The sequence below is a fragment of the Streptomyces sp. JLYT201 genome (genome assembly GCF_059448825.1).
The window spans coordinates 9,503,057-9,522,712 of the sequence record NZ_CM182551.1 but is presented as its reverse complement, the minus strand read 5'-3'; the positions used below and the strand labels follow the sequence as shown (position 1 = coordinate 9,522,712).

Below are 19,656 nucleotides of genomic sequence, written 5' to 3'. Positions count from 1 at the left end.
GGGCGAGTGGCGGGCGCCGTGGTCGGGGGAAGGTGGTCGACGGCGGAGTGACGGCGCCGTGGAGTGCACCACGCGGCTGTCTCGCCGCGCGTGCCGTCGGCGCCGGGCGAGCCCGCTGCCCGGCGCTCCACGCGACCGCGGGGCAGGCGCGGGAAGCAGCCGCGCGACGAGGCCCGGTCACCGCCGGTACGCCCAGGACCGTTCCGGCGGAGCGGGGCGGGCCGCCGCGCCAGGCAGAGAGGACCGGTGACGCAGTGAAGCCGACGAGTTGTGAGCCCCGCGGCGGGCTACGCGATCTGACCGGAGCACCACCGATCGGCACGTTGGGCTGTCTGTCCGTGCACGTCCACGGTCGGCCCCTGGAGCTGGGACCGCCACGCCAGCGGGCCGTCCTCGCCCTGCTCCTGATCAGCGCGGGCAGCGTGGTGTCAGTCGACTCGATCATCACCCAGATCTGGGGTGACACACCCCCGGCGGCCGCCCACGCGACCCTGCAGTCGTACGTCTCCCGCCTCCGGAAGCTCCTCGCCGACTGTGTGCTCCCCGACGGCTCGCGGCCACGACTCCACTACCGGCAACCGGGGTACGCGCTGGCGATCGACCCGGAGCACGTCGACGTCCACAGCTTCGAGCGCTCAGCGCGCGCCGGCGTCCGGCTGGCGCAGGAAGGGCGCGTCGAGGAGGCGCACGGGCTGCTCAGCACCCTCCTGGACGGCTGGCACGGAGCGCCGTACGACGAGCTGAACGCGTACGACTTCGCCGTGCACGAAGCCGCCCGGCTCGAACAGCTGCGGCTCAGCGCCCTGGAGGCGTGGGCCCAGTGTGCGCTGGGGCTCGGCGGGGAGGAGGACGTGCTGCACACCCTGGCTCAGGAGGCGCGGCGGAACCCGCTGCGCGAACGGCTGATCGGGCTCTATATGCACGCCCAGTACCGGCTCGGCAGGCAGGCGGACGCCCTGCGCACGTACGAGCGGACGCGCCGCGCCCTCGCGGACGAGATCGGTGCCGACCCCGGCAAGGAGCTGGCGGCGCTGCACGCGGCGATCCTGCGGCAGGACGGCTGCCTCGACCGCGCGCCCGGCGCCATGGCCACCGCCTCCGGGGCCACCGCCTCCGCATCCGGGGCCACTGCCGCCGCGGTGGGCGGCCACAGTTCCGCCGCGGCGGTCGCGCCCCGGTCCCCGGCCGCCGCCGAACCGGGCCGGATCATGATCCCGCCGCCCCGCCTCCGCCCCGGGCGGGGCCGCGACGCGGGAGCGCGGCCGGGCGGGTGCGGCGGCACGCGACCGGTGCTCGTCGGGCGGGACGAGGAGGTGCGGGCCCTGTCGGAGGCCGCCACGGGCGCCTTCCACTCCTCCGGCCGGGTGGCGTTCGTCGTCGGAGAGGCCGGCAGCGGTAAGACACGGCTGGTGTCCGAACTCGCGGGGACCGTCCCGCACGGCGTACACGTGGTGTGGAGTTCCTGCTCGGAGAGTGAGGACAAGCCCGACTACTGGCCGTGGACGACGCTCTTGCGCCGGTTGAACCGGCTCTGGCCCGAACGGGTGCGACGACTGCCCGGCTGGGTGCGCCACAGCGTCGCCCGCCTGCTGCCCGAACTCGCGTCGGACGGATGCGACCTGCCGCACCCGCGACCGCTCCCGGAGCCGCTGACCAGGGACGCCCGGTTCACCCTGCATGACGCGGTGTGCCAGACGCTGCTCTGCACCGTCCGCGAGCCGACGATCATCGTCGTCGAGGACGTGGACCGGGCCGACGCCCCGTCGCTCGCCGTGCTGCGGCTGCTCGTCGAGCAGGTGCGGACCGCCCCCGTCCTCCTGGCGGTCACCTCCCGCACCTTCCGACTCGCCCACGACGGCGCGCTGCGGCGCGCCGCGGCGGTGATGCTCCAGTCGCCCGACGCACGCCGGATCCCGCTCAAGCCCCTGGACCTCCCGGCCACCCGCTCGCTCGTGGAGTCGACGCTGGGCGAGACCCCCGCACCACACCTCCTGGACAGGCTCCACCGGCGCACCGCGGGCAACCCCTTCTTCCTCGGCTATCTGCTGCACGCGCGGCGGCAGGGGCTCTCCGCGGGCCTGGACGCCGCGATCCCCCATGAGCTGGCCGGGGTCGTGCTGCAACGCCTGTCGGGCCTTCCTCCCGGAGTCCGCCGCGCCCTCGAACTCTGCGCGGTCAGCGAGGAGGGCTGCGCGCTACGCGCCGTCGAGGCCGCGCTGCGCCGCGAAGGCGTCCCCACGGACGTTCTCCTCATGGCCGTGCACGGCGGACTGCTGGAGTTCGCCTCCGCCGGAGCGGACCGGCTGCGCTTCGTCCACCCGCTGGTGCGCGAAGCGGTCCGGTACGACGTGGAGAACGCGCGTGCGGTCGCGTCCCCCGCCGACGGTGCGCGGACGCCGTCCGCCGACTAGACGGACGCTGACGGGCACCGCGCGACGCGCCGATCAAGCTGTCGCCCGTTCAAGGTAGTTCAAGCGAACGGCGCAGCGATCGGCAAGCCGTGTGTGTCACGGTGGCTCCGCGGGCGGCGGACGTGGCGCACGCGGCACGCCGCGCCCCGCCACCGGCTCGTGCCGCAGGCTCCGTGGGACACGGGCCGCGACCGCCGTCGGCGCACGGAACGGTCGGCATCCGCTCCTCGGGAAGGGAACTCCAGTCCGATGCACGCCTCTTCTCCGCAAGGTTTCCGCGTCCACCACGGCCGAGTCGGCATCAAGGAGGCGGGTCCGGACTTCGCCGTGATCGCCTCGGAGGTGCCCGCGACCGTGAGCGCGGTGTTCACCCGTTCACGCTTCGCCGGGCCCAGCGTCCTGATCAGCCGGGAAGCGGTCGCGGACCGGTCGGCCCGCGGCGTCGTCGTCCTCTCCGGCAACGCCAACGTCGCCACCGGAGCCGAGGGACACCAGGACGCCGAAGAGGTCCGCCGCGGTGTGGCCGCGTCGATCGGGGCGGACGAGAACGACGTACTGATCGCCTCGACCGGACTGATCGGCCACCGCTACCCCATGCCACGTGTGCGCTCCCACGTCGCGTCCCTGCGGTGGCCGTTCCCCGGCGCGGACTTCGACGCGGCGGCCACGGCCATCATGACCACCGACACCCGGCCCAAGGTCCACCGCGCGCGGTGCGGCGACGCGACGCTGGTCGGCATCGCCAAGGGGGTGGGCATGATGGAACCGGACATGGCGACGCTGCTCACGTTCTTCTGCACCGACGCGCAAGTAGGTCCGGTCGTGCTCGACGACGTCTTCCGCCGCGTCATGGACCGTACGTTCAACGCGCTGAGCATCGACACCGACACGTCCACCAGCGACACGGCGGCCGTCCTCGCCAACGGGCTCGCGGGTCCCGTGGACCTGGTGGCGTTCGAAGAGGCCCTGGACGCCGTCGCCCTCGCCCTGGTGAAGGACATCGCTCGCGACGGTGAGGGCGCCACGAAGCTCATCCAGGTGCGGGTCACCGGGGCCAGGGACACCGGGCAGGCCAAGCGGGTGGCCAAGGCCGTGGTCAACTCACCGCTGGTGAAGACGGCGGTACACGGCGCCGACCCCAACTGGGGCCGGGTCGCCATGGCGGTGGGCAAGTGCCAGGACGACCTGGACATCGTGCCCGAGCGCGTCACGATCGCTTTCGGGGACCAGGAGGTGTACCCGGCAAGGCCCGGCCCGGAGCAGCTCGCGCGCGTCGCGGAGCGCCTCAAGGACGACGAGGTCGTCCTGAGGGTCGATCTCGGGGTGGACGGGCACTCCCCCGGCGAGTTCACGGCCTACGGCTGTGACCTCACCGAGGGGTACGTGCGGCTCAACGCCGACTACTCGACCTGACTGCCGTCGGCCCGGTGACGTCATGACGTACGACTCCGATCCCCTCGCGGGATCCGCAGGCGGGGCCCGGGAGACGGACTTCCGCACGATACTGGGGCGTTACCCCACCGGGGTCGCCCTGGTCACCGCGCCCGCGGGAGGTCCGGGAGCGGATCCGCTCGGGATGGTCGTCGGCACGTTCACCTCGGTGTCCCTGGATCCGCCCCTGGTCGGGTTCCTGCCCGCGCGGACGTCGACGACCTGGCCGGGCATCCGGGCGGCGGGCCGGTTCTGCGTCAACGTGCTGGGCGCCGGACAGCGGGACCTGTGTGAGGCGTTCGCCACCAGGTCGCCGCACCGCTGGGAGGTCTCCCACCGCGGGTCGCCCTCCGGCTGCCCCGTCCTGCCCGACGCCGTCGCCTGGATCGACTGCGCGGTGCACGCGCAGACCGAGGCGGGCGACCACTGGTTCGTCACGGGTCTGGTGCGTGCGATGGGCGTCGGGGGCCAGGGACCCCCGATGGTCTTCCTGGGCGGCCGCTACGGCTCCTACGCGCCGCGACCGCCCCACCGGGACCAGGCTCTGGGGCCCGTCTAGGGGCCCGCCCCCGTCCTCCGTGCGCGACGGCTCAGGCGGGACCCGTGGTCGCGTCGTGCAGCTTCTCCAGCAGGCGGTCGGCGTCGGGGTGGCCCCACTCGGCGAGGATGGCCGCCGCGTGCTCCCAGCTCGCCCGGGCGGCTCGGTGATCCCCTTGGGCGTGCAGGGTGTCGCCGACGTGGCCGATGCTCTCGGCTTCGAGGGTGCGCTCGCCGATCTCGCGGTAGAGGACGAGGGCCCGCCGGTAGCAGGACAGGGCGTGCGTGTACTGCCCCAGGTGATGGTGCGCGTAGCCGATGCTGTCCCAGGCGGCGGCCTCACCGCCCGCGTCCCCGGTGTCCTGGTGCAGGGCGACGGCTGTGGCGCACCGCGCGAGGGCCTCCTGGTGGTCGCCGCGCAGGATGTGGGTCCAGCCGATCTCGTTGAGGACGTTGGCCTGGCCCCTGACGTTGGCTGTCGTCCGGTAGTGGGCCAAGGCCTGGGCGTAGTGCTCCAGGGCCTCCTCGTGGCGGGCGCGGCTGTTGGCGAGGAAGGCGAGGCTGCGCAGGGTGCGGGCCTGGCCGTCGCGGTGGTCGAGGGCGGTGAACAGGCACAGGGCGTGGCCCAGGTGCGAGCGGGCCTCGGCGTCCGCGCCCGTACGGTGCAGGGCGAAGCCCAGAGTGCGGTGGAGGTGGGCGCGCCCGAGCGGGTCGCCCAGCCGTTCGGCGGCGGCGAGACCCGCGCGCTGGAGGGAGATCTGCTCGTCCCTGAGGCCCCGGCGGTCCGCGAAGAGCTCCAGGGTGAGCGCCAGTTGCCAGGCGTGGGTGAGGAAGCCGCCGGTGTCCGCGGACTCGACCAGGGCGAGCAGGGCCGGGAGCTCCGCGGTGAGCCAGGCGACCGCGGACTCCCGCCCGGAGAGGGGCGCGGGCGTGGCGCCGGTGTGGCGGGAGGGCGGGGGCTCGCGCTCGGTGCGGTGTGGATAGAGGAGGTCGACGGCGGTCTGCGCGGTGTGCAGGGCGTGGTCGAGGAGGCGCCCGAGGGCGTCGCGGCGCCCTTGCTCGGTCTCCTCGGCGCGGACGCGTTCGCCCGCGTAGGCGCGCAGCAGGTCGTGGCAGGCGTAGCGGCCTGGCGCGGGTTCGGTCAGGAGGTGGGAGCGGGTCAGGTCGGCGAGCGCCGCGCGTGCCTCGCGCGGCTCCAGGCCGGCCAGGCTCGCCGCGGCGTGCCGGGACACCTCGGGGCCGGGGTGGATCGACAGGAGGCGGAACAGACGGGCGGTCGCAGGGGTCAGGTACCGGTGCGACCAGGAGAAGACGGCGCGGACGTCGGCCTCGTCGCCGGAGAAGGCGTCCAGGCCGCCGTGGCCCTCGCGCAGCTCGGCGGCGATCGACGCCAGCGGGAAGCCGGGGCCCGAACCGGCGCGGGCCGCCACGATCGCGAGTGCCAGGGGCAGTCGGCCGCAGAGAGCGATGATGGCTTCGGCTGCCGCCGCCTCGGCCGCGATCCGCCGGGGGCCGAGACGACGGGACAGGACCTCGCGCGCCTCCGCCTCGCTCAGCGGGCCAAGGACGAGCGAGCGGGCGCCTTCGGCGGCGATCAGGCCCTGGAGCCGGTTGCGGCTCGTCACCATGACGTGACAGCCGGATGCGCCGGGCAGCAGGGGGCGCACCTGGGCGGAGTCCCGGGCGTTGTCCAGCAGGACCAGGACGCGCCGGTCCGCCAGCAGATGTCGGTAGAGCGCGGCTCGGGCGCCCAGTCCGACAGGCATGTCCTGCGGATGCACGCCCAGGCCGTACAGGAAGGCGCGCAGGATCTCGCCGCTCTCCAGGGCGGCCCCGGCCGGGTCGAAGCCCCGCAGGTCCGCGTACAACTGGCCGTCGGGGAAGCGGGAGGCGACGCCATGGGCCCAGTGCACCGCCAGGGAGGTCTTGCCGACCCCGGCCATCCCCTCGATCACGGTGATCGTCGGGGCCGGGGAGGCGGTGGCGCCGTGCGGGCCGCGCCGCGTCGACAGCGCCTCGGCGCGGGTGAGGTCGTCGTCGCGTCCGGCGAACACCGGGAGGTCGGCCGGGAGGTGCGCGGGGCGGACGCGTGGGGTGCGGGGCGGGCGCGGTGTGACGGCCGACGGGGTGCGGGGCGCGGGCGGCGCGGCGGTTGACGGGGTGCGCGGCGGGTCGCCGGCGTCCGGGGCGGGGCGGGCGGTGGCTTCGGGATGCGCGGGGGCTTGTCGCGCGGCGGCCGGGTGCTGGTCGAGCACCCGCTGCTGGGCGTCGGTCAGCTCCGGGCCCGGACCGACGCCCAACTCCTCGGCCAGCCGCTCCCGCACCGCCCGGTATGCGGCGAGCGCCTCGGCCTGGCGTCCGGTGGCGGAGAGCGCAAGTACCAGATGCGCCTGCACGGACTCGTCCAACGGGTGCGCGGCGGCGGCCTGCCGCAGGGGGGCCAGGACGCGGTCCGACGCCCCCGCCGCCAGGGCCACCGCGGCGGCGGCGCGCACCGTGCTCACGCATTCCTCGTCCACGGCCGTGAACACCGGGTGCGTACGCACCTCCGCGGCGATGCCGCAGGCCACCGGGCCCTGCCACAGCGCGAGGGCATCGGCGTAGAGGCCGGTCGCGGTCGGTGGCGAGCCGTCGCGCGTGGCCTGCCGAGCCCGCTCCGCGAGCTGCCGGAAGACCAGGAGGTCCAGGCAGTCGGCGTCGACGTCGAGGCGGTAGCCGCCGGAGCCGCGCGTCAGCGGGACGGTTCCGCCGCCGTTCGCCTCCGCGCTCAGCAGGCACCGCAACGAACTCACGTGGTGGCGCACCACGTTGGGAGCGCTCCGTGGCGGTCCCTGCGGCCACAGCACGTCGATCACGTCGCTCAGGCCCACGGGTGAGCCTGCGCGCACCAACAGCAGGGCGAGGAGGGCTCGTTGCTTGGGGGGACTCGGCGTCACCTCGGTCCTGCCGTGCCATGCCCTGACTGGTCCGAGCACCGTGAACCGCATAGGCACGAACTTTAGTCGGGCCTGGGCGGACTGTCCGGCCGCGGACGGCGCCCCGGCTGCCGCCAAGGGCTTTTCGACACATTTTCGACACCCTGCCTCCTCTACGATCGCGGTACCACGGCGGCCGGAACGCCGTCTGCGCGTGGCAGTCGTGCGCACCAGGTGGCCCCGCGCCCCGTACCGGTGTGAGGCCTGGGGGCGGCGGGCGGCCGACGCACCAGGACGGGTTCGGGTCCGGCCGTGACCGATGCTGGAGCTGACACGGGGAGGCTGCACATGACCGGCACAGCCACAGGCCGCGTGACCGTGACGGAGGGCGAGGAGCGCCGCCGCCACATCGTGGTCACTGCCCGCCGGGCGGGATCCGTCGACGTCACCGCGATCGCCGCGGACCTCGGTGTGTCCAAGGAGACGGTGCGGCGCGATCTGAGCCGGTTGGCGCGGCGCGGTCTGCTGCGGCGTACGCACGGGGGCGCGTACCCGCTGCAGAGCACGGGATTCGAGACGACGCTCGAGTCCCGCACGTGCACGCACATCGAGGAGAAGACACGGATCGCGGCGGCCGCCGCCGGGCTCCTGCGCGATGCCGGGACGGTCTTCGTCGACGAGGGCTACACCCTCCAGCTCGTCGCTGAGGCACTGCCCGACGACCGTCCGCTGACCGTGATCACGGCATCCCTCGCCGCCGCCCAGGCCCTGGCGGCCCGGCCCCGGGTCCGGGTCCTGCTCCTCGGCGGCCGGGTCCGGAGCGGCACGATGGCCACCGTCGACCACTGGGCGGCCCGGATGCTGTCGGAGTTCGCCGTCGACCTGGCGTATCTGGGTGCCACCGGCGTCTCCCGCGAGCACGGCCTCACCACCCCCGACCCGACCGTCAGCGAGGTCAAGCGGCAGGCCGTGCGCGTCTCACGTCGGCGGGTGTTCTGCGGGGTGCACACCAAGTTCGGCGCGGTGAGCCTCTGTCGGTTCGCCGAGGCGCGCGCCCTCGAGACGGTCGTCACCGGCATCCGACTCCCGCAGAGCGAGGCCCGCCGCTACGCGCTGCTCGGACCGGAGGTGCTGCGGGTGTGACGGCGTCGGCCCGGGATCGGTCGTAGCCTGGGCGCCCTGGCGGTGGCGCCCGCCGGGTGGCGATCGTGGATGCCGCTGCCGGCGCTTGCGGCGCTGCGCGTTCGTTGCCAGTGGCCCGGCCGTCCGCACCGCCGCCCGGACCGGGCGGGCGGGCGGGGACGAGGCCTACTCCAGCCGTGCCGACCGCGCGGCAAGACCGGTACCGGCGCCGCAGCGCGGTCGAGCGCTGCGTCAGCAAGGCAAACGGTTCCGGGCGGTGGCCGGCCGCTACGACTGTGAGGGTGGCAGTGCCGTCCCGGCGGTGGCCTGACCCGCGCTGCGGCTGACTGCCATGTCCCGCGTCCTGACCTGCCGGCCATCGTCCGGGGCAGCACTCGCTAGCTCGTTCGAGCTTCCATCGCTCTGCTCCCCGGGGCCGCGACCACGGCTCCGGGGAACAGCGACACCTTCCCTGCGATTCCGCGGCGAGGCGGCCCGGTCACTTCTTCACGGCTGTAGCGGCTCGGTTCCGTCATGAGCAGCCCTGCGGCGCATCACGACCACGGCGCCTACGGCCAGGACAGCGGCGCCCGCTGCGGTCCATGGAAGCCATGGCGCCGTGCCCACCCCTTCTTTCCCGGCGGCCGCGGCGGGAGCCGGAGCGGCCGTACGCGTCGGCGTCGACCGCGTCATGTCCTCTCGGGCTTGCCCTGCCTTGGCGGCAGTGGCGTCGAGGACCAGTACGGGTGCCGGGAAGTCCGGTTCCTTGTCAGCCGTCGGCAGTTGGTTCCAGTTCGCCACGGTACCGTCCGAGTACGTCTGGGCCACCTCGAAGGCGATGCTCGCCTTCTTCGGAAGCGGCCCCACCCGTACGTCGAAGTAGCGGCGTTGGTCGGGCTTGAGCTCGTGGCCTGACGTGGCGGTCCACACGATGTGGGTCGCTCCGCCCTCGGAGGCGGGGATTTCCTTGACCTTCCATCCCGAGGGGGGTGGCGCACCGGTGGACGTGACCCCGGTCGAGAGGGTGACGTCCACACGTACGGTGGTGGTGTCCGCTTTCTCGGAAGGGACGCGGAACCGCAGGGTGGCCGGGCTTCCCTCCTTGGCGCCCTCGGAGAACACCCGGACGTGTGCCGATGCGGTGCCCGTGCACAGAAGGAGTGCTCCCGCGGCCGTCGCCAGGACCGCGATCATCCGGTGTGCCAGTCGGCCGGGGCGTATGTGAGGTGTGCGTGTCATGGTGGCGTGCGGCCCTTCAGCAGCAGTCGCAGTACAGGAGGTCGGCAGCCTCGACAGTGCTGTCCGAGCCGTGGTGCAGGGAGGCGGCCATGTCCGACATCCGGGCCAGGGTCTGCGCGGTGGCCCTGCCTTGGGACGTGAGGGCGACGCTCTCGCCGGTGAAGTCGGCGAAGGCCAGGACCTGGGCGGCGTTGCCCGAGGAGTCCGTGGTGAAGGACAGCAGCCGTGTCCTGCTGCCGTTCTTCTGGACCGCGTACGCCTGGTAGGTGGTGGTCGGTCGCAGATCGCGGGCCTGAAGTTGGATCATGTCGAGTCCGCTGACGGTCCGGACCGTGGCTTCCAGGCGGCGTCCCTTGTTGCCGGGGCGCATGGGCTCGCCCGCCGTTCCGTCGGGCAGCTTGGTGGGCACGTTGCGGGGTGCGTCGCCGAGGCCCTGGCGGCCGAGGTTGGCCGCGGATCCGGCGGGCGCCGCGTCGGGCACGTACACCAGGGCCTGGGGCTCCTGGCCGACGCCTATCGTGCCGGTCACCTTGTTGGTCGTGGTGTCGATGACGTCGACCGCGTCGGACTTCTCCATGCCCACGTACATGCGGGTGCCGTCTCCGCTGGGCGACATCCCGTGCGGTGCGTGCTTGGTGTGCTGGATGCGGGTCACCAACGTCGGTGTGCGGCCCGGGGTGCGGCGGTAGACGAGGGTCTGGTCGAGCCCGCCCACGGTCAGATAGGCGAACGAGCCGCTCTTCGTGCGGGCGAAGTTGGGGTGGTTGGTGTCCGGCCCGGTCTTCAGCACGGCCGTGACCCTTCGGTTCTTGAGATCGACGACGCTGGTCAGGCCCGCGCGCTTGTGCGACGCCCACAGCTGCGTGCCGTCGGGCGTGATCGCCGCGTCCGAGGAGAAGGCGTCCCCGAGGCCCTTGATGGTGTAGCGGACCTTGTGGGTGCGCACGTCGACCGCGGTGATCTCGGGCGCGCTGATGTGGTTGACGTAGGCCGTCCTGCCGTCGGGGCTGAGCAGCACTTTGGACGGGCCGGGGCCGACCTTGATGTCGGTGACGACACCTCCGCGCACCGCGTCGACGACCGTGACGCTGTCGCGTCCGCGGTTGGCCACCCAGAACTGTTCGCCGTCCGCGGTGAAAGTGCCCTCGTGCGCGGCACGGCCGACGTCGGTCTCGTTGACGACCTTGTTGGTGGCCGTGTCGATGATGTTGACGGTACTGCTTGTGACGCTCACCACGCCGAGACGTTCGTGGTCACGGGAGAACGCCAGACCGTGCACGCCTACCTTGCCGGTGTACTGCGGGCTGAGCGTGGCGCCCAGGCGCTGGGCTCCGAGGGCGATCGTGCCGAGCGTCCTGTTGGTGGACGGGTCGATGACCGTGACCGTGTTGGAGGTCTGGTCGGCGGTGTACACGCGGTCACGGCCCGATGGGGGCACGTCGGCTGACGCTCCGTCAACCGCGGTGGTCCGCACGTCGCTGTGCCGGTCGGAGGCCTGGTGCGACGGTTGGGCTTGAGAGGCGCTCACCGCCCCGAGTGCCGTTGCACCGATGCCGGTCAGCATTGCCGTGGCACCGGCGATCCTTCTGATCAAAAACATGACAAACCTCCACACATGGCGCACTCATGGGCGCGTTGAAGGAACAGCCGGCAGGCAACCGGCCGTGATGAGGGGGTGGTCGGGGACGAGGCGGGGGTGCCGCCCCGTGTCAGGTCCTGCGACGCGGTCCCGCGGGGGCCTGGGCCACGAAGCGCCCGTCCGCGTCCTGGACGTACAGCGTGGCGACGGCGTCCTTGCTCATGGCCGTGGTCATGCGCACGCGCAGCGGCACTCCGCTCTGCCCGCTCGCCCGCACGCTGCCGGCCTGCACCCGCTCGCCACTGGCGTTGCCCGTCATCAGCCGGTAGGTGCTGCCGGCCCGCAGTCCGGACAACGACACCGGGATCTCGGTGCCCCAGGGATGTGCGATCATCTCGCCGTCCTGTGCGACATGGACGGCGGCGACGGATGTGCGGGTGTCGTTGCCGGTGGCCGCCATGACGGCAGCGAAGGCCGCGCAGGCTGCCAACGCCACGGACGCGACGGCGATCACCGCCCGGCGGCGTACCGTCCTGCGCGTCCGTGCCGCGTCAACGGCGGTGGTCCTGCTGAGCTCGGGAAGGGCAGCCGGGACACGGAGGGAGTCGGCCCGCTCGAAGGTGCGGACCACCCGGCGCACCCCTTCCGTCTCCTGCGCGCATCCCTCGCACGATGCAACGTGGCGGGCGAGCGGAGCGGGCAACGGCCTGCCCAGGAGCAGGAGTTCTGTGACCTCCTCGCGGATCGCGGTGCAGAAGTCGTTCATGGTGCCAGCCATCCGTTCTCGTCGAGGATGCCGCGCAACGCGCGGATGCCGTGGTACAGGCGACTGCGAGCGCTGGAAGCCGGGATACCGAGTTCGCCGGCGACATCGGCGCAGCTCCGGCCCAGGAAGTACACCTCGATGACTGCTTCCCGGTGCTCGGGGCGCAGCCGGTCCAGGGCCTCGCGCAGCTCTATCCGTGCCAGCAGTTGGTCGTACGGGTCGGCGTCCGCATCCGCGCTCTCCCGCCCCGTCTCCTCCGCAGGGGCCGCGGGCGGGCGAGACCCCCGGCGCCGCCGGGCGTCCACGATCACATTGCGGGCGATGGCATACAGCCAGGTCCGCGGGGATCCGCGGCTGTCGTCGAAGGAGTCCGAGGCACGCCAGGCCCGCAGGAACACCTCCTGGACCACCTCCTCGGCCAACTGGTGGTCACCGAGCGCGTTGTGCGCGAAACCCAAAAGCTCGCCACCGTACTCGGCATAGGCGGCCCGCACGCCCTTCTCACTGTCGAAGGCCACTCCCTCCGCCTTCCACCGTGTGCGCCACATGCGAACGCCCACTATGAACGCCTGCCGTTCCCGGCCTGCCACACGCCCATCCGGCATCCTCCGATCTCCCCATGCGTGATTGCGCGAGGGGATACGCGGGCGCAGGCAGCAGCGTTGACGCTGTCGAGCGTGACCTGCGTCACGCGGCGTGACCGTGGCGCCGGGAGCCGCCGCGCGACCGGCGGCAGCCGCGCCGGAAGGTGACCAACCTGGCCGGAAAGCCGCTACGGACAAGCTGCCCAGGGCGGCCTGGCACAGCAGCCACCCAGGTTCTTCCCGCCGACGCGGAAGCGGATCGTACTTCGCTGAGTCCGCCGCGTTGACGTCCATCCGCGCACGCGGAGACGGACCGTCGAGCTCGGCGGCCGGGGGCCGGGGGCCGGATCCAGTCGTCCCACCGCGCATATCCCAGGACTCCCCGCCATTGTCCGCACCGGTGGTTACGGCGTCCCGTCCACTGCCGTCAAACTCACGTCTTTCCGAGCCTCGGCGCTGGACGACCCCGGCTTCCCTCGCAGCGTCCTGGGCGACTTCCCAAGTGCCTGGCCCCTGGCGCCCGCGGCTTGTCGCCGTCGGCGACCGGGACTGGGTTCCGTTTTCGCACCTACCGCGAATCCACCGGCTTGAGCCAGGCCCTTCTCGGCGGACGGGTCAGCCGACGGCATCCTGTTTCCTGTTGGCCGCATCGCCGCCGACACCGCACGCCCCATGCCCATCAGGCTGTGGTGACGCAGTCCTGCCAGATGTCCATGGGGACCGCGCGCACCGCGCGGCCGTCCGCGTCCAGGACCCGCCCCATGCGCTTTACGGACCGCAGCGAGACGCGGCGTTCGGCGATGTGGAGGTCGGGGTACTTGCGGGCGAGTGACGCTTCCAGTCGTTGCCCATCGGCCAGCGAGCGCAGCCAGAGGGCGAAGAGAAGGTTGTGCGGGCCGGTGACGGCGGTACACAGCCGGGCTTCGGGAAGCCGGGCGAGTTGGGGGCCGACTTCGTCGAGACGGTCCGAGGGCAGAGTGGCCCAGTAGGACGCGAGGACCGGGTGTCCGGCGTCGCGGGTGGCGATCTCGCAGCGGAAGCGGATGGTGTCGCAGGCGGCGATCCGGTCCAGGCGGCGGCGGACCGTGGAGGGGCTGAGGCCCGTGGCGGCGGCCAGTTCGGCCTGGTTGAGGCGGCCGTCGACGCCCAGTCGGATGAGCAGTTCCCGGTCCTCTTCGCGGACTTGCGACGGTTCCGCGTAGCCGGCCGGGGGTCTGCCGTGCAGTTCCTGCCGCTGTCCGGGGTCCAGGGAGTCAAGGCGCCAGCGGACCCCCTCGGCGTAGAAGGCGGTCGCCAGGCGGACCCGGACGGAGGTGACCCCGGGCAGCATCCCGAGTCGCTCGGTGACGTAGCGGGAGACCAGGGCCAGGTCGGTGAAGGCGGCGGTGACGAAGAGGTCACAGCCCTGGGCGAGGTGCTCGATGGTCAGCACGTGCGGGTCGTTCGCCAACACGTCCGCGATCTGCCGGAACCGGGCGGCCGCGCAGTCGATGTCGAGGAAGGCGACGCACCCGCGGTCCTGGGGGGAGGGCAGCCCGTAGGCGGTCACCCAGGCGATCCCGGCCTGCGAGAGACGGCGCCAGCGGCGGGAGGCGGTGACCGGGCTGATCCCCAGGGCCTGGCCGAGCAGCGACCAGGGCGCCCGGGGCCGCAACTGGAGCGCGTTCACCAGCGCGAGGTCCAGCTCGTCCACCTGTACCTCGGAGCCGCTCACCCTCGACCTCCGGTGGATTCCTTCATCAACTGATCCCTTCACGGCGCAATCCTGCGATTTTGCAGGAAGTTCCTGCTCGGAGCTTCAGAATCGCCGAACGACTTCACCCAGCACAAGATCCCGACGCAACCACGTCGGCGAGAGGTATCCATGACCTTCCACAACGACGCCCTCGCGCTGGCCCCGGACCTGATCAGGCTCCGCCACGACCTCCACCGCACCCCCGAGGTCGCACTCGACCTGCCCCGCACCCAGGAACGGGTGCTGAGGGCCCTGGACGGACTGCCGCTGGAGGTGAGCCAGGGCTCCGGCCTGAGCTCGGTCACCGCGGTCCTGCGCGGAGCCCGGCCGGGTCCCGTGGTGCTGCTGCGCGGCGACATGGACGCGCTGCCCATCGCGGAGAAGACCTCGCTGCCGTACGCGTCGCAGAACGGCGCCATGCACGCCTGCGGTCACGATCTGCACACCGCCATGCTCGCCGGCGCCGCCCAGCTGCTGGCAGCGCGGCGGGAGCAGCTCCACGGCGACGTGCTCTTCATGTTCCAGCCCGGCGAGGAGGGCTGGGACGGCGCCGGGGCCATGCTGACCGAGGGCGTTCTGGACGCGGCGGGCCAACGCCCGGTCGCCGCCTACGCCTTGCACGTCGCATCCGCCCTCACGCACGGGGAGTTCACCTCCCGGCGCGGCCCGATCCTCGCCGCTTCCGGCACGCTGCACGTCACCGTCCACGGCGCGGGCGGCCACGGCGCGACACCGCACCACGCCAAGGACCCCGTCCCGACGGCCTGCGAGATGGTCACCGCCCTGCAGACCATGGTGACCCGCCGCTTCGACGTGTTCGACCCCGTGGTGCTCACCGTCGGGCGCTTCCATGCCGGGACCCAGCACAACGTGATCCCCGAGACGGCTTTCTTCGAGGCGACCGTACGCACCTTCTCCGGAGCGGCACAGGCCCGGGTCGCCGACGCCGCGGTCGAACTGGTCCACGGCATCGCGGCCGCCCATGGCCTGCGGGCCGAGGCGGCATACGTTCCCCAGTACCCGGTGACCGAGACCGACGGAGCCGAGACCGACTTCCTGGCGGACACCGTGCGCGAGGTCTTCGGCGAAGAGCGCTTCAGGTCGCTGCCGAACCCGGTGACCGGATCGGAGGACTTCTCCCGCGTACTCGACGCCGTCCCGGGCTCGTTCGCCTGGCTCGGCGCCGCCCCCAAGGGGATACGCCCAGCGGACCTGCCGTCCAACCACTCCCCGTACGCGGAGTTCGACGACGCGGTCCTGGCCGACGGCGCCGCGCTCTACGCCGAACTCGCCGCCCGCCGCCTGCTGACAGCCTGAACCACGGAGTGATCACGACCATGACCGAACCCCGTACGGCGGTCGATCGGCAGCTCGCCGCCTACAACGCCCACGACATCAACGCCTTCATCGCCGCCTACGCCGAGGACGTCGTGGTCCACCGCCGTGACGGCAGCGAGCTGAGGGGCCGCGGAGCCCTGCGCGACACGTACGCCGGAATCTTCGCCGAGCGTCGATGCCGGGCCGAGATCGTCGCGCGTCTCGCCGAAGGGGACTGGGTGGTCGACCACGAAGTCGCCCACGGACTGGGCAAGGAGCCGGTGCGGGTGCTGGTGGCGTACCGCGTGTGTGACGGACTGATCAACCGCGTCGACTTCCTGGGCTGAGGGCATCCCGGCGCGAACGCAAGCAGCTCGAACAGATGCTGTTCCGCACCGTGTTCGCGCCCCCGGCTCGGCCTCCCGACCGACGACCACGAGGCCTCCCCCGGCAACTGCCGTGCCCGAGCCTCCCTCTGCCTCGCCGGACGGCGGTAGACGTCCACGCTGCGAAACTCCACCGCCGCACCCCTACGACCCGCCCCGTCTGCTTGGCCAAACCCCTGACGACGAGGGGAGAGCTCCGAGAGCCGAGAGGAAGCTGGTGTCGCACACTGGCTGCGCGAGAAGGTCCGCATCGCTCGGCTCGACCGGCACCCCCTCGCCTTGCCGGGCTCCGACTTCCGCTGATCTCTTCGGGGTGTTGTCGGGTGGTGACGTTCCTTGATCCTTGCGGTAGGTCGGAACTGTGCGGCGCAGGGTGGAGGGCTGACTCCGGAGCGGCAGCGGTTGTGTGAGGGGATCCGGTTTGCGGCCGGTCAGCAGTTCGAGCGGAGTGAGAAGAGCACGGCGATCGCGAAGGATCTGCAGGGGAGTGAGCGGTCGGTGGAACGCTGGCGGCACGCCTGGCGGCACGGCGGCACGGGAGGTCTTGCCTCGTCGGAGCCGGCGAAGCTGCCCAAGGTGACCGATGGCCGGTTCGCCGCCCTGGAGACCGAGCCGGCGCGGGGGCCGGCCGCGCACGGCTGGGAGGACCGGCGGTGGACGCTCCAGCGGGTCGGGGAACTGATCGCCCACACCCTTGGTGCCGCGTGCTCGTCGGCGGCCGTGTGGCGGCTCATGCATCGGCACGGCTGGTCCTGGCAGTGCCCGGCCCGTCGCGTCCTGGAACGAGACGAGCGCGCCATCGAGCTGTGGAAGAAGGAGGTATGGCCGCTGGTGGAACCACAGCGACGGCGCTCGGGGCCTGCCTCGTGTTCGAGGACGAGGCCGGATTTTTGAGGACGAGGCCGGGTCTGCCATGACGCCGTCCCTCGCCCGCACCTGGACCCAACGCGGTCACACGCCCGTGGTGCAGGTCCGGGGCCGGTCCTGGCGCCGCTACTCGATCGCCGCCATGTGCTGCTACAAGCCCGGCGAGACCTCGAGGCTGATCTTCCGGCCAAGGCGAAACCCGTCCTCCAACCACCCCGGACGCAGGAGCTTCGCCTGGTGCGGCTACCGCGACCTGGCTGTGCGCGCGCACATCCAGCTCGGTCCCCCGTCGTGCTCGTCTGGGACGACTTGAGCACGCACAGAGCCGCCGCGCTACACAAGTACGCCGACGCCCATGACTGGCTCACTATCGTCCACCTTCCCATGCACCGGAGTTGAACCCGGTTGAGGGAGTGTGGTCACTCCTGCGCAGAGGACCGCTGGCCAACGTCGCCTTCACCGACGACGACCACCTCGAACTGCCCGTCGACACGGAGCCGACGCTAGGTCCGGGCGCCCAGGGCGAGCAGGAGGCCGGGCGCCGGGTTTCCAGGCCCGGCCCTGCGGCTGCTCGCGCGTACGCGCACGTAGGGCGGTCTCAAAACGGCTGGTATCCGAGCTGGGATTTCGGGCCGATGAGTGCCGGGCCTTCGACGACGTTCCAGGTCCTGATCCATTCGGTCAGCTGCCGGTTCGGCTCGCCGTAGATGACCGGCCTGGAGCCGACCGGAGAGGGTCATCGGCTCGGCGGCGTTGCGGGCCAGACGCTTGAGGTCGTGGACGGTGAGAATGACCTCCTGGCCGGGGGCCGCCTCCTTGAGGTCGTATGCCGGCTTGAGAGCCTTCTCCAGCTCGGGCCGGGTCTTGATCCGGGTGGAAATCTTCTCGGAGAAGATCCGCTTGCAGACCGGTTCGCCAGTACCGGCAGTACGGCCGCGGCACGCTATTCGATTCCGGGGCGTCCTGTCAGCAGCGGAGCTCATTGAGTGCTGGCCCCACCGGGCAAGTCTCAGGTACGGCGTGACGACGAGCGGTCGCGCTCGTTACGCTCATGGCCCCGGCGCTGACCTGGGCCTTTTGACGACGAAAGGCTCGACGCGCCGCCATGTCCCGACGCTCGCACGACCACACCCTGGCCCGTCTTGGAGAAGCGACGCCGTCGCTGGACGAAGTGCCACCGGCAGTGCATCCCAAGGTGCTGCGGGAAGAACTCACCGCGGTAGTGGAGTGGGTCTCCCAGTACCTGAGCCATCTTCCGCAAGCCCCGGTGAGCCGTCCCATGACCGCACGCCAGCGCGCCCGGCTCCGCGGCGCCTCGCTCGGCCGTACGGGAGGTGAGCTGGGCCAGATCCTGGACTTCGTGCGCGAGGAGATCGCACCTTTCCCCACCGGAAACGGACACCCCGCCTTCTTCGCCTGGATCAACTCCCCACCCGCCCCTGCCGGCCTGATGGCCGAACTCCTCGCTGCCACCGTCAACGCGACCTGCGGCATGGGTGAGAACGCCCTCATGGACTTGGAACGCGGCACCGTGCGCATCCTCGCGGACCTGGCCGGACTCCCCGCCACCACCGGAGGGGTCCTGACCAGCGGCGGCTCCATGGCCAACCTGCTGGCCCTGGCCACCGCCCGCACCTGGTTCCTCACCCGCCGCGGCTCCGGTGACGGCCCCGCCTACGACCGTGACCACGCCCGCCTGACCCTCTACTACAACACCCAGGCCCACATGTCCGTGGCCAAGGCCGCAGCCTGCATCGGCATCCCCGCCCACCGGCTACGCCCCATCCCCAGCGACGCACAGCACCGCCTGGACCCCGCCGCGCTACGCGCAGTCGTGACCGCGGACCAAGCCGCCGGACTCCTGCCGTTCTGCACCGTCACCACGCTGGGCACCACCGCCACCGGGGCCATCGACCCCATCGAACCGGTCACTGCCTTGTGCCGGAGCACCGGGATGTGGCACCACGCCGACGGAGCCTGGGGCGGACTCGGCGCCATGGTGCCCGCGCTGGCACCCCTCTACCAGGGCGTCGCCGACGTGGACTCGATGACCGTGGACCCGCACAAGACCCTCAGTGTGCCGGTCGGCTGCGGCGCACTCCTTGTCAGGGACTCCGAGCACCTGCACACAGCCTTCGCCCACAACGCCTCCTACCTCACCCCCGGCGAACCCGACACCCTCCCCTGGCTCTCCCACGCCACCATCGAACTCACCCGCCCCGGAACCCGCGCCCTCGCCCTGTGGGCCACGCTGCACCACCTCGGACGCGACGGCGTCACCACCCTCCTCCAGCACTACCTGACCCTCGCCGCCCGCCTGCGCGAGAAGATCACCGCGAGCCCCCGCCTGGAACTCCTGGCCGGCGGCCCTTGGCCAGTCGCCTGCTTCAGGCTCACCGACACCGGCGCACCCGACCCCGACACCCTCCACACACGCGTCGCTCACCACGTCCAGACCGCCGCACGCGCCTACCTCGCCACCGTCACCGTCCACGACCGCACGGTCCTGCGCGCCTGTCTCTGCAACTACCGCACCCGCGAGAGCGACCTCGACCTACTCCTTCACGAAGTACTCCACGCTGCCGACGCCGAGTGCGCAGCGCCTGCCCGATGCACCGTCGAGTGATCACTCGTGTACAAGGCCAGCCGACCCATCGGACACGCTCCAGGTCGTCAACGCCGGTGAGCTCGGTGGCGCGCGAGAAGGGGCCGGCTCTGCCTGATCTGCTGATGGCTCCCGTCGGTGCACTCCCGACTCGGCTTGATC

The 19,656-nt window shown here is 72.3% G+C and carries 15 protein-coding genes; 8 read left to right on the top strand and 7 right to left on the bottom strand.

Annotated features, from left to right (window positions below; translation table 11 throughout):
- Nucleotides 1-338: 338 nt before the first annotated feature.
- The 3 genes from AC5WAM_RS39965 (at nt 339) to AC5WAM_RS39955 (ending at nt 4,401) form a co-directional block, all read left to right on the top strand.
- Nucleotides 339-2,411 (top strand): ATP-binding protein, encoded by a 2,073-nt coding sequence (locus AC5WAM_RS39965; RefSeq protein ID WP_495520675.1) that lies wholly within the window; start codon nt 339-341, stop codon nt 2,409-2,411.
- Nucleotides 2,412-2,660: 249 nt separating this feature from the next.
- Nucleotides 2,661-3,824, top strand: a complete 1,164-nt coding sequence (argJ, locus tag AC5WAM_RS39960) for a bifunctional glutamate N-acetyltransferase/amino-acid acetyltransferase ArgJ (RefSeq protein WP_495520674.1) — start codon at nt 2,661-2,663, stop codon at nt 3,822-3,824.
- Between the two features lie 22 nt (nt 3,825-3,846).
- Complete coding sequence (locus AC5WAM_RS39955) at nt 3,847-4,401, top strand: flavin reductase family protein (RefSeq protein ID WP_366795647.1); 555 nt, start codon at nt 3,847-3,849, stop codon at nt 4,399-4,401.
- Between the two features lie 31 nt (nt 4,402-4,432).
- Here the strand turns inward: AC5WAM_RS39955 and AC5WAM_RS39950 are convergent, their stop codons facing one another.
- The gene (locus AC5WAM_RS39950; protein ID WP_495520673.1) at nt 4,433-7,315 is read right to left on the bottom strand and encodes an AfsR/SARP family transcriptional regulator; all 2,883 of its coding nucleotides are present in this window, start codon (nt 7,313-7,315) and stop codon (nt 4,433-4,435) included.
- 327 nt (nt 7,316-7,642) lie between these two features.
- Here AC5WAM_RS39950 and AC5WAM_RS39945 point away from each other — a divergent pair, with 327 nt between their 5' ends.
- On the top strand, nt 7,643-8,437 hold the full coding sequence (locus AC5WAM_RS39945; protein WP_495520672.1) for a DeoR/GlpR family DNA-binding transcription regulator: 795 nt from the start codon (nt 7,643-7,645) through the stop codon (nt 8,435-8,437).
- Between the two features lie 486 nt (nt 8,438-8,923).
- Here the strand turns inward: AC5WAM_RS39945 and AC5WAM_RS39940 are convergent, their stop codons facing one another.
- The 5 genes from AC5WAM_RS39940 to AC5WAM_RS39920 form a co-directional block, all read right to left on the bottom strand.
- Nucleotides 8,924-9,655 carry a DUF1775 domain-containing protein gene (locus AC5WAM_RS39940; protein WP_495520671.1) on the bottom strand — a complete coding sequence of 244 codons (732 nt, stop codon included), beginning with the start codon at nt 9,653-9,655 and terminating at the stop codon, nt 8,924-8,926.
- A 16-nt stretch (nt 9,656-9,671) separates the two neighbouring features.
- Nucleotides 9,672-11,093 (bottom strand): beta-propeller fold lactonase family protein, encoded by a 1,422-nt coding sequence (locus AC5WAM_RS39935; protein ID WP_495520670.1) that lies wholly within the window; start codon nt 11,091-11,093, stop codon nt 9,672-9,674.
- 271 nt (nt 11,094-11,364) lie between these two features.
- On the bottom strand, nt 11,365-12,012 hold the full coding sequence (locus tag AC5WAM_RS39930; protein ID WP_495520669.1) for a hypothetical protein: 648 nt from the start codon (nt 12,010-12,012) through the stop codon (nt 11,365-11,367).
- The gene (locus tag AC5WAM_RS39925; RefSeq protein ID WP_495520668.1) at nt 11,997-12,518 is read right to left on the bottom strand and encodes a sigma-70 family RNA polymerase sigma factor; all 522 of its coding nucleotides are present in this window, start codon (nt 12,516-12,518) and stop codon (nt 11,997-11,999) included. The genes AC5WAM_RS39930 and AC5WAM_RS39925 overlap by 16 nt, the downstream gene beginning before the upstream one ends.
- Before the next feature lie 745 nt (nt 12,519-13,263).
- Nucleotides 13,264-14,298 carry an Lrp/AsnC family transcriptional regulator gene (locus tag AC5WAM_RS39920; RefSeq protein WP_495520667.1) on the bottom strand — a complete coding sequence of 345 codons (1,035 nt, stop codon included), beginning with the start codon at nt 14,296-14,298 and terminating at the stop codon, nt 13,264-13,266.
- Between the two features lie 150 nt (nt 14,299-14,448).
- Here AC5WAM_RS39920 and AC5WAM_RS39915 point away from each other — a divergent pair, with 150 nt between their 5' ends.
- The 3 genes from AC5WAM_RS39915 (at nt 14,449) to AC5WAM_RS39905 (ending at nt 16,916) form a co-directional block, all read left to right on the top strand.
- The gene (locus AC5WAM_RS39915; RefSeq protein ID WP_495520666.1) at nt 14,449-15,636 is read left to right on the top strand and encodes a M20 metallopeptidase family protein; all 1,188 of its coding nucleotides are present in this window, start codon (nt 14,449-14,451) and stop codon (nt 15,634-15,636) included.
- Nucleotides 15,637-15,656: 20 nt separating this feature from the next.
- Nucleotides 15,657-15,983, top strand: a complete 327-nt coding sequence (locus AC5WAM_RS39910; protein ID WP_495520665.1) for a nuclear transport factor 2 family protein — start codon at nt 15,657-15,659, stop codon at nt 15,981-15,983.
- Nucleotides 15,984-16,358: 375 nt separating this feature from the next.
- Entirely contained in the window at nt 16,359-16,916 is a 558-nt protein-coding gene (locus AC5WAM_RS39905; protein WP_495520664.1) for a winged helix-turn-helix domain-containing protein, read from the top strand.
- Between the two features lie 476 nt (nt 16,917-17,392).
- Here the strand turns inward: AC5WAM_RS39905 and AC5WAM_RS39900 are convergent, their stop codons facing one another.
- Nucleotides 17,393-17,872: a recombinase family protein gene (locus tag AC5WAM_RS39900; protein WP_495520663.1), complete on the bottom strand. Its 480-nt coding sequence runs from the start codon at nt 17,870-17,872 to the stop codon at nt 17,393-17,395.
- Nucleotides 17,873-18,168: 296 nt separating this feature from the next.
- Between AC5WAM_RS39900 and AC5WAM_RS39895 the strand changes: the two genes are divergently transcribed.
- Complete coding sequence (locus AC5WAM_RS39895; RefSeq protein WP_495520662.1) at nt 18,169-19,515, top strand: pyridoxal phosphate-dependent decarboxylase family protein; 1,347 nt, start codon at nt 18,169-18,171, stop codon at nt 19,513-19,515.
- Nucleotides 19,516-19,656: the final 141 nt, after the last annotated feature.

Excerpts from the sequence above, each read along its gene's own strand:
- AC5WAM_RS39940 (WP_495520671.1), bottom strand. The coding sequence starts at position 9,655 with ATGACACGCACACCTCACATACGCCCCGGCCGACTGGCACACCGGATG.
- AC5WAM_RS39930 (WP_495520669.1), bottom strand. The coding sequence starts at position 12,012 with ATGGCTGGCACCATGAACGACTTCTGCACCGCGATCCGCGAGGAGGTC.
- AC5WAM_RS39945 (WP_495520672.1), top strand. The coding sequence starts at position 7,643 with ATGACCGGCACAGCCACAGGCCGCGTGACCGTGACGGAGGGCGAGGAG.
- AC5WAM_RS39915 (WP_495520666.1), top strand. The coding sequence starts at position 14,449 with ATGACCTTCCACAACGACGCCCTCGCGCTGGCCCCGGACCTGATCAGG.
- argJ (WP_495520674.1), top strand. The coding sequence starts at position 2,661 with ATGCACGCCTCTTCTCCGCAAGGTTTCCGCGTCCACCACGGCCGAGTC.
- AC5WAM_RS39900 (WP_495520663.1), bottom strand. The coding sequence starts at position 17,872 with ATGAGCTCCGCTGCTGACAGGACGCCCCGGAATCGAATAGCGTGCCGC.
- AC5WAM_RS39910 (WP_495520665.1), top strand. The coding sequence starts at position 15,657 with ATGACCGAACCCCGTACGGCGGTCGATCGGCAGCTCGCCGCCTACAAC.
- AC5WAM_RS39895 (WP_495520662.1), top strand. The coding sequence starts at position 18,169 with ATGACCGCACGCCAGCGCGCCCGGCTCCGCGGCGCCTCGCTCGGCCGT.
- AC5WAM_RS39955 (WP_366795647.1), top strand. The coding sequence starts at position 3,847 with ATGACGTACGACTCCGATCCCCTCGCGGGATCCGCAGGCGGGGCCCGG.